The organism is Paracoccus onchidii, assembly GCF_028294535.1.
GTDB classification, from domain to species: Bacteria; Pseudomonadota; Alphaproteobacteria; order Rhodobacterales; family Rhodobacteraceae; genus Paracoccus; species Paracoccus onchidii.
The window spans coordinates 1-15,421 of sequence record NZ_JAQBIE010000009.1; the positions used below are offsets into that span (position 1 = coordinate 1).

A 15,421-nucleotide genomic window follows, 5' to 3' on the forward strand; every position below is an offset into this window, starting at 1 on the left:
CCATGCATAGAGAGAATGCGCGCTTACCCCGAGCCGTTGCGAAACCTCCGCAACCGGGTAGCCCCGCTCGGTGATCTGCGCGACCGCGTCACGCTTGAACTCGGCGCTGAAATTGCCTTTGCCCATCTCGGCCTCCTTGCCTCAAAATTAGGGAAGAAGGCGTCTACGAATCTAGGGGCTATTCAAACCAAGGGTAGCGAGCTCCGGGCACCACAAGTTCTATGTCATCTTCAAGGTCCGAGAAGAGATTCACAATCCATTTTCGATTGTGCCCCATGGCTGCACACCAAGCTGCAACGATGGCATCACCCTCGTGGTCTGCTCCTGAGCTTGCCAGTGCGTCTTGATAGAGCTCGCTGATTGCATTCTCGCCGGATACGCGGAGCAACAGCTTGGGGTGGCTTTCGTAGACCGGCAATCCAAGTCGCTTGGCGACAATCGCGCCATTCAAGGTCATGGAGCTGTACAGGGAGTTTTGAGCGATAATCGAGTTGCCGCCATACCTGCGTCGCAGAGCATCGTCGCAGGCCCTCCCACCTTTTGGGGACCAGGCCAGGAGGGTGTCTATGCCGAGTGCAACCGCTGTTTTTGCATGAGGCTGAAGCCAAGACAGCGCCTCAGCCGCATCGCGAACAGTCGCTTTGTCCACAATCTTTGGCATGTCAGAAACCACCTGAATCGCCGCGACACCGTTTTTTCCTTTTCCGCCTGGATCGTATCCGAGAAACAGCGTCATGCTCTAAGCCTTCGTATTTTTTGGTGAATCATCCTGCTTATCGGAGAGCTTTGCGTCGGCTGAGTTGTTGCGCAAGACTTGAACGTCCGGTTCGGGGAAGCTGCACTGCAGCGAGGCCAATTCCGGCGAACGCCGGCTCAGGGCCGACCCCTCCGCGATGCGAACCCTTGGCCCGTTCTTAGGCCATCGCCTTTTTTAGCGCCACATAGATGTGAGGATTGTCCATCTGGGCGACGTTGAAGCGCATGCAGCGATCAGCGTTTTCCGAGGGGCTGAAGACATTACCGGGCGCAAGTATCACGCCATCGGCCACGCAGCGCCTGGCGATTTCGCCCGTATCGATACCGTCGGAGAAACGGCACCACAGGTAGAAGCCGCCGCGCGGCCTTATCAGGGGCGCGATGCCCAATAGTGCAAGCTGCGCGGTGGCACGCTTGCGGGCCGTCGCAAGCCGGCGGTGTAGATTGGTCAGGTGCTTGCGATAGCCGCCGCCGATCAGCACCCCGGCCAGCAATTCGGCGGCTGCGGGGCTTGGGCCACCAAAGCTGGTAGCGACCTGCAGATCAACCAGTGCCTCGATCCAGTCCGCGCGCCCCGCGATATAGCCGCAGCGCAACGAAGCCGACAGCGTCTTGGAGAACCCGCCGATCCGCAGCACCCGGTTCAGCCCGTCCAGCACAGCAAGGCGCGGCGATGGTTCGGGCTCCAAATCGGCGAAAGTTTCGTCTTCGACGATGGTCAGATCGTGGGCAGCTGCCAGCGACAGCACACGATGGGCGTTCTGCGGTGAGATCGTTGCCCCGGTCGGATTATGCAGCGCCGAATTGGTGATATACAGGCGTGGTGTCTGTTGCATCGCGGCTGCGAAGGCGTGGGGGTCGGGGCCGTCTGGTCCGTAAGGCACGCTGATCACGTGCACCCGATGCGCCCGGAGCAGCGCGTGGAAATTGAAATAGCCCGGGTCGTCTACAAGTACGGTATCACCCGGATTCAGCAGCAGTCGGCAGATCAGGTCCATTGCCTGTGAGGCCGAGCCGGTCAGCATGACCTGATCGGGCGCAACCGGCAGGTTTTCTTCGGCAAAGCGGGTTTGCAGCACCCGCAGCAGCGCGTCGGAGCCCTGCGCACTGGCGTAACTGGTCAGCACGGCTCCGCCGGATTTTGCTAGCGCGCGCAGGCCCTTGCGCAGGGCCTCCTGTGGCATCCAATCCTCTGGCAACCAGCCGCAACCCGGTTGCAAGGTGCCGGGCCCTGCGTTCAGGGCCTGACGCGACACCCAGAACGGGTCAATATCGCGAGCGCGCGGCGGCCCCATCTGCGCCACCTTCATCGGCGGGATATTCGCCGCGGCGACGTAAAATCCCGACCCGCGCCGCGACCGTATCATCCCCTCAGCGGCCAGGCGGTCATAGGCCTCTACCACGGTCGAAGGCGACACGCCCATTACCTCGGCAAAGCGCCGGATCGAGGGCACGCGGTCGCCAGGGCCAAGTGCGCGGCCAGCGATGCGGTCGCGCAACGCCTGCATCAGGGTTTCGGTTTTTGTCTTTGGCTGGCTCATCGGTCGCGAGATTGTTTGGGTCACATTGGCAATACAGTTTGTTCAAATTGTATGGGATTGTTTCTATCGCGGCCAGCCATGATCGCCTACCCCAAGGCAAAACGGATGGGCATGATGGAACAGAGACTGGCGGGATGGAGCAGCGGGTTTATCGGGGTGCTGATTTTCAGCGGATCGCTGCCGGCGACGCGCGTGGCGGTTGCGGATTTCTCACCCCTGTTTCTGACGGGCGCGCGGGCGGTGATCGCCGCCATGCTGGGCGGATTGGCGCTGTCAATGCTGCGTCAAACACGACCCGGGCGGCGCGACGTTCTGCCCCTGATCATCGTTTCGCTCGGCGTAGTGATCGGCTTTCCGCTGTTGACCGCACTGGCGCTGGAGCAAGTTACGGCCGCGCACTCCATTGTGTTCATCGGGTTACTCCCACTGGCGACGGCGCTGTTTGGCGTGATCCGTGGCGGAGAGCGCCCCCGCCCGGCCTTCTGGCTGTTTTCGCTGCTTGGTGCGGCGACGGTTGCGGGTTTTGCGCTGTCGCAAGGCGGTGAGGGAACATTTCAGGGCGATGTTTTGATGCTGGGTGCGATCGTTGTTTGCGGGTTGAGCTATGCAGAAGGTGCAACACTGTCGCGGCGCCTTGGCGGCTGGCAGGTCATTTCCTGGGCACTGCTTCTCTCTTTACCGTTCATGGCCGGACTGGCCGCGATCACATGGCCGGGAAGCCTGCGCGCCGTGACCTTGCCTGGATGGCTGGGCCTTTGTTATGTCGCCATCTTCAGCATGCTGGTCGGGTTTGTCTTCTGGTATCGCGGGCTGGCCCTCGGCGGAATCGCGGGGGTTGGTCAGTTGCAGCTGCTGCAGCCCTTCTTTGGCCTGTTGCTGGCCGCACTCCTGCTGGACGAACCTGTCGCATGGCCGATGATCGCCAGTGCGTTAGCCGTCGTTCTTTGCGTCGCGGGAGCGAAGAGGTACGCCGCCTGAAACCGGCCTTGTTGCGCTAATCGAACGAGAGGATGAGGATCCCCTTTCCCCATCGGTTTCAGGCCAAGGCTTCGACCGCAGCTCTTCCGAGGGCCGAGCAGCGGTTCATGATGACGATACGGATTTGGATTTCGGCGGTCTGGCGGTCGGGATCGCGTGACATGATCCGTTCGCCGCAGAGCTTCAAGCGGTTCATTTGGGCTTCGACGCGACTTCGCGCGTGGTAGCCGCCCCACTTTTTCCAGATCGAATGCCCCAAGCGGCCTGTCGCCTTGAGGATGTCATTGCGCGAGATCGCGGCCGGGCAATCCGGCTTCCAAGCGCGACCATTGCGACGGATCGGTATGATCGGCTCCGCTCCGCGCTCGAGTATTGCCGCATGGCAGCGGCGGGTGTCATAGGCGTCGTCGGCAGTGACCGTCTCGACGGTTTCGTTGGCGGGGATCTGGGACAACAGCTCTGGAAGGATGGGGCTGTCTCCCTGCCGGCTCGACGTGAACTCAACCCCGCGAATGTCGCCTGTCGCGGTGTCCATCGCCAGATGAACCTTCCGCCATTCCCGCCTGCGCGTCGCACCATGCTTGCGGGCCAGCCACTCGCCGTCGCCGCGAAAGCGGATACCGGTACGATCAACCAACAGCTTCAGCGGCTGGCCAGAGCACCGGTACGGGTTCTGAATCCTGATGCGGGCCTGGCGGCGACACAGCGTCGAATAGTCGGGCGCCGGCCAGTCGAGCCCCGCCATTTCGATTAGGCTCGCAACCAGCCCGACGGTCTGACGCAGCGGCAGGCCGAACAGGACTTTTAACGTGAGACAGGTCTGGATTGCGCTGTCGGAGAAGGTCTCCGGGTGCCCGCGCCTTCCGCTGCGCCCTGCATGCCAGGGCATCTCCGGATCAAACCAGACTGACAGTGAGCCGCGTCTCCGTAGGGAAGCGTTATAGTCGGACCAGTTCGTCGTGCGGTAGCGGGAGTTCACAGGCTTGGGCATGCCAGAGATCTAACTATCCGGATTCCCGAACTGAATCCCTCTCACCGATATGTGCAACAAGGCCCGGGCGAAGGCATTTGATGGAGCTATTAACTTCAAGGATACGACAAAAAATCGGAAAAACCGAATCAGCACCGCTCACTTGAAGCGTTTCAGCACCCTGAACTCGCCAAAACCAATCGTGGCGCGTGATATCAATGGAGGGTGGAGAGTTTTTCGCTCAAACAGCAAGCCTACCACAACGCCAAGCAAAAACCCAAAGGGGGACCGCAAGGAGGACTGGGAAAAACCAAACCAACCTAAGCGATTGAAAAACATCAATTTTCAACGATATTTTGGTGCGGTCGAGAAGACTCGAACTTCCACTCCGGTTAAGGAACAGCGACCTCAACGCTGCGCGTCTACCAATTCCGCCACGACCGCATCCGGGCAGTGCCGCGGGTCTTAGCCCAGCCGCACGGAAATGAAAAGAGGGATTTTACGCCCCTGAACATTTGGCTTTCGCATCGCCGGCGCTTGACGATCGCGGCCTTTCGGGCCAATTGCGCTGGCATGGTTGAATGGATCATCAGCGAAGGCCTGACAGGCTATGACGATGCGGTTGCCTTCATGGAGGCGCGCGTCGCCGCCATCCATCAGGGCAGCGCGGATGAACTTGTCTGGCTGGTCGAGCATCCGCCCCTGTATACGGCCGGCACCAGCGCGCAGGCATCCGATCTGCTGGATGCACGATTCCCGGTCCATGCTGCCGGGCGCGGCGGGCAATATACCTATCACGGCCCCGGACAACGGATCGTCTATGTGATGCTGGATCTGAACCGGCGCGGCAAGGATGTCCGCCGCTTCGTCTCCAGGCTGGAACAATGGGTCATCGCCGCCCTTTCGGAATTCGGCGTTCAGGCCGAAATTCGTGAGGGTCGTGTCGGGGTCTGGGTGCCGCGCCCCGAGAAACCGGCCCTGCCCGACGGCTCTGCGCGCGAGGACAAGATTGCCGCGATCGGCGTCAAACTGCGCTGCTGGATCAGCTTTCATGGCATTTCGATCAATGTCGAACCCGATCTGGAACATTACGGCGGCATCGTGCCCTGCGGCATCAACGGCCATGGCGTGACCAGCCTTGTCGATCTGGGCCTGCCCGTCAGCATGAGCGACCTTGACGTCGCGCTGCGCGACAGCTTTGAGCGCGTCTTCGACTGAAATCCACGACAGCTACAGATTGCCGCATACGACCTTTCTAGGGATGGAAATGAGATTTTCACGCCCTATAGAGGTAGGGACCGTTATTTGAATGGAATTAACTGGTTTAGCGAGGAGACAAGAATGAAACTTGTAATGATCGGCACCCTTCTGGGCGCGACCCTAGCCATGCCCGCGTTTGCCCAGGACGGCGATGTCGCCGCGGGCGAAAAGGAATTTCGCAAGTGCAAAGCCTGCCACATGATCGAATCACCCGAGGGTGAATCCATCGTCAAGGGCGGCAAGACCGGCCCCAACCTTTACGGCATCATCGGCCGCGCGGCCGGCAGCGAGGAAGGCTTCAAATATTCTGACGCCCTGGTCGAATTGCAGGCCTCGGGCGAGGTCTGGACCGTCGAGGATCTGGCCGCCTATATCACCGACCCTAACACTTTCGTGCGCGAGAAGACCGGTGACGACAAGGCCAAGACCAAGATGACCTTTAAAATGCGGAAGAATCAGGCGGATGTTGCGGCCTATCTTGCCAGCGTCTCGCCCGACGCGGCCGAGTAAAAGCACCCACACTGCGGCCTAAGGTCGCAGTTTCGGGCCACATCGCTCCCGCTGAATGTGATATTCTTGCGGGAGCTTTCAATTTTCCGATACCGCGATCCATTGCCGGGTGCGCGGCGCTGGTCTAGAAGAAGCGCGGAACTATGCCGGTCTGCCAGACCGGCTCGAAGACATTCTGAGGGAGTTCGGGTATGGCAGACGCAGCCGCTCACGGCCACGAAGACCATCACGACCAGCGCGGGTTCTTTACCCGATGGTTCATGTCCACCAATCACAAGGACATTGGTATTCTTTACCTTTTCACGGCCGCTTTGGTCGGGCTGATCTCGGTCAGCTTTACCGTCTATATGCGGATGGAGCTACAGCACCCCGGCGTGCAGTACATGTGCCTTGAAGGCGCACGCTTCATCGCCGATTCGACGGTCGAATGCACGCCGAACGGCCATCTGTGGAACGTGATGATCACCTATCACGGCGTCCTGATGATGTTCTTCGTCGTGATTCCGGCGCTGTTCGGCGGCTTTGGCAACTATTTCATGCCCTTGCAGATCGGCGCCCCGGACATGAGCTTTCCGCGGCTGAACAACCTCAGCTACTGGCTCTATGTGACCGGTGTGGCGCTTGGCGTTGCTTCGCTGCTGACGCCGGGTGGCAACCAGCAGATGGGTTCGGGTGTCGGCTGGGTTCTGTATCCGCCGCTCTCCACCACCGAGGGCGGCTATTCGATGGACCTGGCAATCTTTGCCGTCCACGTTTCGGGCGCTTCCTCGATCGTCGGTGCGATCAACATCATCACCACCTTCCTGAACATGCGCGCCCCCGGCATGACCCTGTTCAAGGTGCCGCTGTTCGCCTGGTCGGTCTTTATCACCGCATGGCTGATCCTTCTGGCGCTGCCGGTTCTGGCCGGTGCCATCACCATGCTGCTGATGGACCGCAATTTCGGCACCAACTTCTTCAACCCGGCCGGCGGCGGTGACCCGATCCTGTACCAGCACATCCTGTGGTTCTTTGGCCATCCGGAAGTCTACATCATCGTGTTGCCCGGCTTTGGCATCATCAGCCATGTCATCGCGACTTTCGCCAAGAAACCGATCTTCGGCTATCTGCCGATGGTTCTGGCCATGGCCGCGATCGGTGTTCTGGGCTTTGTCGTCTGGGCGCACCACATGTACACCGTCGGCATGTCGCTGACCCAGCAAAGCTACTTCATGCTGGCCACCATGACGATCGCCGTGCCCACGGGCATCAAGGTCTTTTCGTGGATCGCGACGATGTGGGGCGGCAGCGTCGAGTTCAAGACCCCGATGCTGTGGGCCTTTGGCTTCCTGTTCCTGTTCACCGTCGGCGGTGTGACCGGTGTGGTTCTAAGCCAGGCGCCGCTGGATCGCGTCTATCACGACACTTATTACGTCGTGGCGCACTTCCATTATGTGATGTCGCTGGGTGCGGTCTTTGCTATCTTTGCCGGTGTCTATTACTGGGTCGGCAAGATGTCGGGCCGCCAATATCCTGAATGGGCCGGCAAGCTGCATTTCTGGATGATGTTCATCGGTGCCAACCTGACCTTCTTCCCCCAGCATTTCCTGGGTCGTCAGGGCATGCCGCGCCGCTATATCGACTATCCGGTCGAATTTGCGTTCTGGAACAATATCAGCTCGCTCGGCGCATATCTGTCCTTTGCCTCGTTCCTGTTCTTCATTGGTGTCATGTTCTACACGCTGCGCTATGGCCAGCGCGTGACCGCCAACAACTATTGGAACGAATACGCAGATACCCTGGAATGGACCCTGCCTTCGCCCCCGCCCGAACACACGTTCGAGCAACTGCCGAAGCGCGAAGATTGGGACCATGCGCATTCGCACTGATGCCCTATGAATGGATACACACGGCCCCGGATGATTCCGGGGCCGTTTCGTTTGAGCTGAGGTTATGGCCGTTCCGGTCCCTGCCCCGCCGCGGCTTTGTCTGGTTCATTTCAGTTACGGCGGTTCTGATCGCACTGCCGATGATCGCCGTGCTTGGAACCGTGGTTTTATGGGGATTGCTGCCTTTTGTCGCGCTGACGCTTTGGGGCCTGTGGCATGGGCTGCAACGCAGCTATCGCAGCGGTGAAACCCAGGAAATCCTGTCACTGAACGATCGCAGTCTGAATCTGACCCGCCATGATACGGGCCGGGCCGATCGGGTCTGGACGACCAACAGCTACTGGGTGCGCGCAATGCTGCGCGATGGTCCGGTCGAAGACTATCTGACACTGACCGACGGACAGCGCGAAATCGAGCTGGGGGCGTTTCTGACACCTGAAGAACGCCGGGCATTGTGCCGTGAACTTCAGCGCAATCTGCAAATCGTCCGGCAGGCCCGGTAACCCATATCAGTCGCCCTCGACCTTATTGGGCAGACCGTCCAGTCCGGTCGATGCGAAATCTTCAAGCTGATCTTCGGACATGCTGTCATACATGTCGCGCGAAGCGCCCTGCAGGTCGCTGACCGGGGTTTCTCCGCGTTTTGCGGAAAGGGCCGCACCTGCGGCCCTTTGTTGTGCTTTTGACTTGGCGGGCATTCTGACCTCCTGCCGTGACAACGCGCGGCAGGGGCAGGTGGTTTCGCCTAGCCCAGAAGTCGTGCCTTGACCATTGCGCCGACACTTCCGAAATCCATCTGCCCGGCATAGCGGTTGCGTAGCTCCGCCATGACGCGCCCCATGTCGCGAATGCTGCCGGCCTCAAGCTGGGCGATGACCTCATCTACCGCGGCTGCGGCTTCGTCGTCACTTAGCTGACGGGGCAGGAATTCCTGAATGACGCTGATTTCGCCTTCTTCTTGCTGCGCAAGCTCCAGCCGCCCACCCTCTTCATAGGCCTTGGCAGATTCCTGACGCTGCTTGACCATTTTGGACAGAATCGCAATCAGGTCCGTATCTGCCAATTCGCCCCCGTCACCATCGGTGCCGCGGGCCGCAATCTCGCGATCTTTCACCGCCGCACCGATCAGGCGCAACGTGGACAGGCGTTCGCTTGCGCGCGCCTTCATGGCCTCTTTGGTGGCGGCTTGCAGTCTGCCTCGCAAATCCATCTGTCTATCCTTTGGGCAACCCCATTGGGCACATGATCTGCACGTGCCGGAAAGCTGGCGATTTAGGCAAGCGCGACCATATAATCAAGAGAAGACATCGCGTCATTGTCACCGCCCGACTTGACCTCGGGGCGTTACGACCCTATTCACCGGCTGATTTCAGACAGAGGTGCCGACATGGCCATAAAACCGACCGCCTGTTTAGCGCTTGCTGACGGAACAGTATTCTACGGGCAGGGTTTCGGAGCTACCGGTGAGGTAGTGGCGGAGCTTGTCTTCAACACCGCCATGACCGGCTATCAAGAGATCATGACCGATCCTTCCTATGCCAGCCAGGTCGTGACCTTTACCTTTCCCCATATCGGGAATACCGGCGTCACCCCCGAAGATGACGAGGCAGAGGATCCCGTTGCCAGCGGTATTATCGTCCGTTGGGACCCGACCGAACCTTCGAATTGGCGGGCGACATCGGAACTGACCGACTGGATGACCCGGCGCGGACGCATCGGCATGGGGCGCGTCGATACCCGCCGCCTGACACGGGCCATCCGGCAACAGGGCGCCCCCCATGTGGTGCTGGCCCATGATCCGGACGGAAATTTCGACATCGAGGCGCTGGTTGCCAAGGCCCGCGAATGGCAAGGCTTGGTCGGGCTGGATCTGGCCAAAAAGGTCAGCTGCACCCAAAGCTATCGCTGGGATGAGGGCAGCTGGGAATGGCAGGCGGGCTTTGGCGCGGCAACGCAGGACAAACCCTACAAGGTGGTTGCGCTTGATTACGGCGCAAAGCGCAACATTCTGCGTTCGCTTGTCACCCATGGCGCGGAGGTGACCGTGCTGCCGGCAACCGCCACCGTCGACGAGATCATGGCACATGAACCCGAAGGCGTGTTCCTGTCCAACGGGCCGGGCGATCCCGCCGCAACTGGCGAATACGCGGTCCCGATGATTCAGGAATTGCTGCGCCGCGACATGCCGATTTTCGGCATTTGTCTGGGGCATCAGATGCTTGCGTTGGCGCTGGGGGCGAAGACGGTCAAGATGGGCCACGGCCATCATGGCGCGAACCATCCCGTGCGCGACAACGAAACCGGCAAGGTCGAGATCACTTCGATGAACCACGGTTTCGCCGTGGATGCCCAAAGCCTGCCTGACGGCGTTGTCGAAACCCATGTCAGCCTGTTCGATGGCAGCAATTGCGGGCTTCGCGTCGCCGACAAGCCGGTCTTTTCAGTGCAGTATCACCCCGAAGCCGCCCCCGGCCCCCAGGACAGCATGTATCTGTTCCGGCGTTTCGCGGATTCGATGCAGGCGCGCCGCGACTGACTGACAACCAGACGGGCCTTAACCTCCTGTTAACCTGACCTGTGCCAAGCCTTGGGCAATCCCGAAAGGATCTGCCCATGGCCAATCATGCACCGGACCTTCATTTCCTGCGGCAGCCCGCACCCGCCCCGGCAATCGAAACAGGTCAGGACCTTGCCGCCTCGACCATGGCGGCAAGGAACATGGCCCCGCTTGGCCAGATCCTGCTGGAAGATGGTGCCGTCGATTCGGGCGATCTGCTGAAGGCGATCGTCATGCGCCAGCGCCAAAAGGCGCGGCTGGGCCAGATCTTGCTAACCCATGGCTGGGTCACCCCCGAGGCTCTGACCCGCGCCCTGTCTCGCCAGTGGCGGACCTCGGCGCTGGATCCGGTCAGGACCCCCGGTGACCCACGGTTGATCGACACGATCGGCGCCGCGTTTTGCCTGACCCATGCGATCCTGCCATGGCGACGAATCGGGGGCACAACATGGGTCGCGACGGCACGACCAGAGCTATTCGCTGACATTCAGGACGATCTGCGCGAAAAGCTTGGGAATATCCGTATGTTGCTGTGCCAGGAAGATCAGGTGCGCGACGCCATCCTGTCCACGCGGCGCGGGCATATGATCCGCGCGGCTGAATTGCGTGTCGCCCCCGAGGAAAGCTGCCGCAGCCGCAACGAGGCCCTGATTGGCCGTATCGCGGTCATGCTGATCGGCATCATGCTGGCCGGGCTGGTTCTGATGCCCGCTTTACTGTTTGCCGTGCTGACCGCGATTGTCGCAATTGGCCTGATCGCCCAGACCGGACTGAAGCTGGTGGCGTTTCTGTCGACACTCGGTGCAGACCGCGTTGCGCGACGCAATTCAGTTGAACCGCTGGAACAACACCCCGCCATGCGCGAAATGCGCGCGCCCCTGCCGGTCATATCGGTCATCGTGCCGTTATATGAGGAAAGCGACGTCACAACCAAGCTGGTGGCACGGCTGTCCAGGCTAAGCTATCCGCGTGAACTGACTGATATCGTTCTGGCCATCGAGACCAGCGACACCATAACCCTGAACGCGTTGCATGGCGCGACGTTGCCCAACTGGATCCGTGTGGTCGAGGTGCCGGACGGACCAATCAAGACCAAACCCCGCGCGTTGAACTATGCCCTGAACTTCTGCCGGGGACAGATCATCGGCATCTGGGACGCCGAGGACCGACCAGACCCCGACCAGTTGCACCGTATCGCGCGGCAGTTCCATTTTGCGCCCGACGACACCGGCTGCGTTCAAGGCGCCCTGGATTACTACAACCCTCGCACCAACTGGCTGGCGCGATGCTTTACCGTGGAATATGCGGCCTGGTTTCGCGTATTGCTGCCGGGCATCGCGCGGTTGGGTCTGGTGGTGCCATTGGGCGGAACAACCTGTTTTTTCCGGCGCGCCGCACTGGATGATGTCGACGCATGGGACGCATGGAACGTGACCGAAGATGCCGATCTGGGCGTGCGGCTTGCCCGGCGGGGATGGCAGACCGAAATCGTTCAGACCACCACCGACGAAGAGGCGAATTGCCGCGTCTTGCCCTGGATAAAACAGCGATCGCGCTGGCTGAAAGGGTTCGCGCTGACCTGGGGGGTGCATATGCGTAACCCCATAGGCCTGTGGCGGGATCTCGGACCACGACGGTTCATGGGGTTTCAGATCCAGTTTCTGGCCATGCTGACGCAATATCTTCTGGCACCCATGCTCTGGAGCTTTTGGCTGTTGTCAGTCGGGCTGCCCCATCCCGTCACCGACACTTTGGGGCCGCTGGTCGGCGGATACGCCCTGATGGCGCTGATTGGTCTGTTCATCGTTTCGGAAACCATCAACCTGGTCATTGGGCTCTATGCCGTCAGGGGTGCAAAACACCGTCATCTGCTGCCGTGGGTGGCGACATTGCATGCGTATTTTCCGTTGGGCTGTGTCGCGGGCTGGAAAGCGATCTATGAGGTCATCGTCAAACCGTTCTACTGGGACAAGACCGCACATGGCATCTATGAAGCCACTGACAGCGAAGAACAGCCCGTCACCATCCCCGGAACCGTGATGTTGCCGGTACTCGGCCCGATCGGTGGTCGAAGCCTTGCCGACATTGCCGAACTGCAAGAGACACCACCTGCACCGCAGCCTCAAGGGGACGCGGTGCAGCCTGTGGAACAGATCGCCCGCGCCGGCTAGTCGGCCGGCAGTCGCGCGCCAATCAGCTGTGCGGCTGCCTGCGTTGAATCGTCAAGCGCGGCACGCAGATCCCCGACCTGTATGCAAGAAGTCTCGCGGAGCAGAAACTCTTGACCGCCTCGACCAATCCCTTCGGCTGACAATGGTCCTTCGGTCAGCAGACGTCCCGATGCATGAAGGCGCCAAAGCAATCTGAACGCCTTTGTCAGCACGCCATAACCCTGATCGTCCAGCAATCCCGCCCGGCGCCCGGCGCGCAACTGCGCCAGTGTGCCCCGCGCGCTTTCCCCTGCCCGCAGCGCGCAGGATTGCGCGAACAGATCGATATCCTGCAACCTGCCCGGACCGATCTTGGTTTCCCATGGCCCGCCCGGAGACTTGGCCGCGAAAATCCTGGCGCGCATGGATGCCAGATCCGGCATGACGCGCGCATCGCTTCCCCGCTGCTTCAGGACATCCAGTCGCAATGCCTCGACCCGTTGCGCCAGTTCGGCGGCACCAGATCCGACGGCAGCAGTGACACGGGCACGGGTCAGGGCCAGATGTTCCCATGTCCAGGCTTCGGAAAGCTGATAGTTCTGAAAACTTTGAACCGAGGTTGCCACAGGCCCTTGCCGCCCCGACGGCCGCAAACGCATGTCCACCTCGTACAGGCGCCCTTCCGCGGTCAGCGCGGACACAGCCGTGATCAAGGCCTGTGTCAGACGCGCATAATACGGCCGGGACGCCAGAGGCTTTGGGCCTTCGGACGCATCAACGCCGTCAGCATCATAGATCACGATCAGATCAAGATCCGAACTTGCGTGCAGAATGCGGGCCCCAAGCGAACCCATGCCCAGCACCACCGCGCCCCGCCCCGGACATGGCCCATGACGATGTGCAAATTCCTGCGCAGTCACAGGGAAAAGCGCCGCGACACAGGCATCCGCCAGATCGGCATATTGCCCCCCTGCCTCATCGGCATCGATCAACCCCCGCAGGTGATGCACGCCGATCCGGAAATGCCATTCATGCGCCCATCTGCGCGCGGCATCCAGCGCCTTTTCATACCCCCCATTCGGACTGGTCGATGCGCTGTTCAACACCGATGCAAGATCATCTTGCAACCCGGCCCGTCCGGGCCATGCGGAAAAGAAACTTCCCCCCAGAACGGCATCCAGAACCGAGGAATGCCGCGACAGATAGTTTGCCAGTCCGGGCGCCGTCCCACAAATATCGACAATCAGTTCAATCAATTGCGGATTTGCTTCGAACAGCGAAAACAGCTGCACACCGGCAGGCAGCCCCGAAAGGAACCCGTCAAATCGCTGCAGGGCATCATCAGGATGACCAGTGCGCGCCATGCGATTCAACAGTTCAGGCTCGACCCGCTTGAAAATTTCCTGCGCACGGGCCGAGCGCAATGCCGGATAGCCCGGCCAGCGGTCGATGATTTCCTGCGCCTCGACGGACATTTCGGGGCGCTCGGCCTCTTCGCCCGGGGCAAAGAAGGATTCCGTCAGTTCATGCACACGTTCAAGGCGGGTCTTCAGGGCGTCCGACCATGCCTGAACATCATCGCATCCCATCATCGCGGCCACTACCGCCAGCCCGGCCCGGTCTTTTGGCAGGCTGTGGGTCTGCGCGTCATTGACCATCTGGATACGATGTTCGATGTCGCGATGCTGCCGGTAGTGATCGATCAGTTCATCGGCTACGGGTTCGGGCACCCACCCCTTGGTCGCCAATGCCTTCAGCCCGCCAACGGTGTCGCGATTGCGCAGTTCCGGGTCGCGCCCCCCGGCGATCAATTGCCGTGTCTGGGTAAAGAATTCGATTTCACGAATGCCGCCGCGTCCCAGTTTCATGTTATGGCCGGGAACCTCCAGCCTGCCGCCCAACCCTTTGTGATCACGGATGCGCAAGCGCATGTCATGCGCGTCCTGGATTGCCGCGAAATCCAGATGCTTGCGCCAGACAAAGGGGCGCAGCTCGTGCAGGAAACGCTCGCCTGCGGCGATATTCCCCGCAGCGGCGCGCGCCTTGATGAACGCCGCCCGTTCCCATGTCCGCCCATCCGCTTCGTAATATGATAGCGCCGCCGACGCCGAGATGCAGACCGGCGTCACCGCCGCGTCCGGGCGCAGGCGCAAATCCGTGCGGAACACATAGCCGTGACTGGTCGCATCCGACAAGGTGGCAGCCATCTTGCGCGTTGCGCGAATCAACGCCGCGCGGGCTTCGTGTTGGTCCTCGGGATCATATGCGCTGTCATCATAGAAGACGATCAGATCGATGTCCGAACTGTAGTTCAGCTCTCCCGCACCGCCCTTGCCCATGGCCAGGGCGAAGATCCCCCCCGCATCAGCTGAGGTCTTGGGCAGTTTTCCGCGCCGTTCTTCCTGCGCGACATGCACGCGCAGCGCCAGATCAACGGCGCGATCCGCCAGGTCAGACAACGCTTTGGTAACATGTTCCAGCGGCCACACCCCGCCCAGATCCGCCAGCGCAGCATACAGCGCAACCCGCCGTTTCGCCCCTCGCAGCGCTACCCCCAGCTGCGCCGCATCCAGCGTTTCGAAACCTTCTGTTTCGACCGCCACGACATCCGGGCGATCCAGCGCCCCTTGCCGCAGCCAATCGGCCTCTTTTTCGATCAGCCCGGCAAGATAAGGGCTGCAGCCTGCCGTTGCGGTCAGCAAATCGACCACGGGCTGTGCCATATCGGCAAACAGATCACGGATATGACCGACGCGCTCATGCTCGAGCGCCAGGGGAAAGCGGGTAATTGCATCTGCGAAATTCATGGGCGCCACAGTAGAGAATGCCGT

General features: G+C 60.7%; 14 protein-coding genes and 1 tRNA gene. 7 read left to right on the forward strand and 8 right to left on the reverse strand.

Features of this window, described 5'->3' with window-relative positions:
* From PAF17_RS07935 to PAF17_RS07945, 3 genes are all read right to left on the reverse strand, one after another.
* Positions 1-126: transposase (locus PAF17_RS07935; RefSeq protein ID WP_271888735.1), on the reverse strand; the 126-nt coding region annotated here is incomplete at its 3' end.
* A gap of 52 nt (positions 127-178) precedes the next feature.
* Positions 179-736 carry a DUF429 domain-containing protein gene (locus tag PAF17_RS07940; protein ID WP_271888569.1) on the reverse strand — a complete coding sequence of 186 codons (558 nt, stop codon included), beginning with the start codon at positions 734-736 and terminating at the stop codon, positions 179-181.
* Positions 737-914: 178 nt separating this feature from the next.
* A complete protein-coding gene (locus PAF17_RS07945; RefSeq protein ID WP_271888570.1) occupies positions 915-2,297 on the reverse strand; it encodes an aminotransferase-like domain-containing protein in 1,383 nt (460 codons plus the stop codon).
* A gap of 114 nt (positions 2,298-2,411) precedes the next feature.
* Here PAF17_RS07945 and PAF17_RS07950 point away from each other — a divergent pair, with 114 nt between their 5' ends.
* Entirely contained in the window at positions 2,412-3,275 is an 864-nt protein-coding gene (locus PAF17_RS07950) for a DMT family transporter (protein ID WP_271888571.1), read from the forward strand.
* Positions 3,276-3,333: 58 nt separating this feature from the next.
* Here PAF17_RS07950 and PAF17_RS07955 read toward each other — a convergent pair whose 3' ends face one another.
* A complete protein-coding gene (locus PAF17_RS07955; RefSeq protein ID WP_271888572.1) occupies positions 3,334-4,266 on the reverse strand; it encodes an IS5 family transposase in 933 nt (310 codons plus the stop codon).
* 336 nt (positions 4,267-4,602) lie between these two features.
* Positions 4,603-4,689, reverse strand: a tRNA-Leu gene (locus PAF17_RS07960).
* A gap of 99 nt (positions 4,690-4,788) precedes the next feature.
* Between PAF17_RS07960 and lipB the strand changes: the two genes are divergently transcribed.
* From lipB to PAF17_RS07980, 4 genes are all read left to right on the forward strand, one after another.
* On the forward strand, positions 4,789-5,463 hold the full coding sequence (lipB, locus tag PAF17_RS07965; protein WP_271888736.1) for a lipoyl(octanoyl) transferase LipB: 675 nt from the start codon (positions 4,789-4,791) through the stop codon (positions 5,461-5,463).
* Positions 5,464-5,586: 123 nt separating this feature from the next.
* Positions 5,587-6,015, forward strand: a complete 429-nt coding sequence (locus tag PAF17_RS07970; RefSeq protein ID WP_271888573.1) for a c-type cytochrome — start codon at positions 5,587-5,589, stop codon at positions 6,013-6,015.
* A gap of 191 nt (positions 6,016-6,206) precedes the next feature.
* Positions 6,207-7,883 (forward strand): cytochrome c oxidase subunit I, encoded by a 1,677-nt coding sequence (ctaD, locus tag PAF17_RS07975; RefSeq protein ID WP_271888574.1) that lies wholly within the window; start codon positions 6,207-6,209, stop codon positions 7,881-7,883.
* Entirely contained in the window at positions 7,883-8,386 is a 504-nt protein-coding gene (locus tag PAF17_RS07980; RefSeq protein ID WP_271888575.1) for a DUF2244 domain-containing protein, read from the forward strand. Before ctaD ends, PAF17_RS07980 begins: the two co-directional genes overlap by 1 nt.
* A gap of 6 nt (positions 8,387-8,392) precedes the next feature.
* Here the strand turns inward: PAF17_RS07980 and PAF17_RS07985 are convergent, their stop codons facing one another.
* Together PAF17_RS07985 and PAF17_RS07990 are read right to left on the reverse strand one after the other, a co-directional pair.
* On the reverse strand, positions 8,393-8,581 hold the full coding sequence (locus tag PAF17_RS07985; RefSeq protein ID WP_271888576.1) for a DUF3008 family protein: 189 nt from the start codon (positions 8,579-8,581) through the stop codon (positions 8,393-8,395).
* Positions 8,582-8,628: 47 nt separating this feature from the next.
* On the reverse strand, positions 8,629-9,093 hold the full coding sequence (locus PAF17_RS07990; protein WP_271888577.1) for a GatB/YqeY domain-containing protein: 465 nt from the start codon (positions 9,091-9,093) through the stop codon (positions 8,629-8,631).
* 177 nt (positions 9,094-9,270) lie between these two features.
* On the opposite strand from PAF17_RS07990, the gene carA reads away from it, so the two are divergent.
* Positions 9,271-10,419: a glutamine-hydrolyzing carbamoyl-phosphate synthase small subunit gene (carA, locus tag PAF17_RS07995; RefSeq protein WP_271888578.1), complete on the forward strand. Its 1,149-nt coding sequence runs from the start codon at positions 9,271-9,273 to the stop codon at positions 10,417-10,419.
* Positions 10,420-10,496: 77 nt separating this feature from the next.
* The gene (locus tag PAF17_RS08000; protein WP_271888579.1) at positions 10,497-12,611 is read left to right on the forward strand and encodes a glycosyltransferase; all 2,115 of its coding nucleotides are present in this window, start codon (positions 10,497-10,499) and stop codon (positions 12,609-12,611) included.
* Here the strand turns inward: PAF17_RS08000 and PAF17_RS08005 are convergent.
* Positions 12,608-15,397 (reverse strand): [protein-PII] uridylyltransferase family protein, encoded by a 2,790-nt coding sequence (locus PAF17_RS08005; protein WP_271888580.1) that lies wholly within the window; start codon positions 15,395-15,397, stop codon positions 12,608-12,610. The genes PAF17_RS08000 and PAF17_RS08005 overlap by 4 nt on opposite strands.
* Positions 15,398-15,421 lie beyond the last annotated feature (24 nt).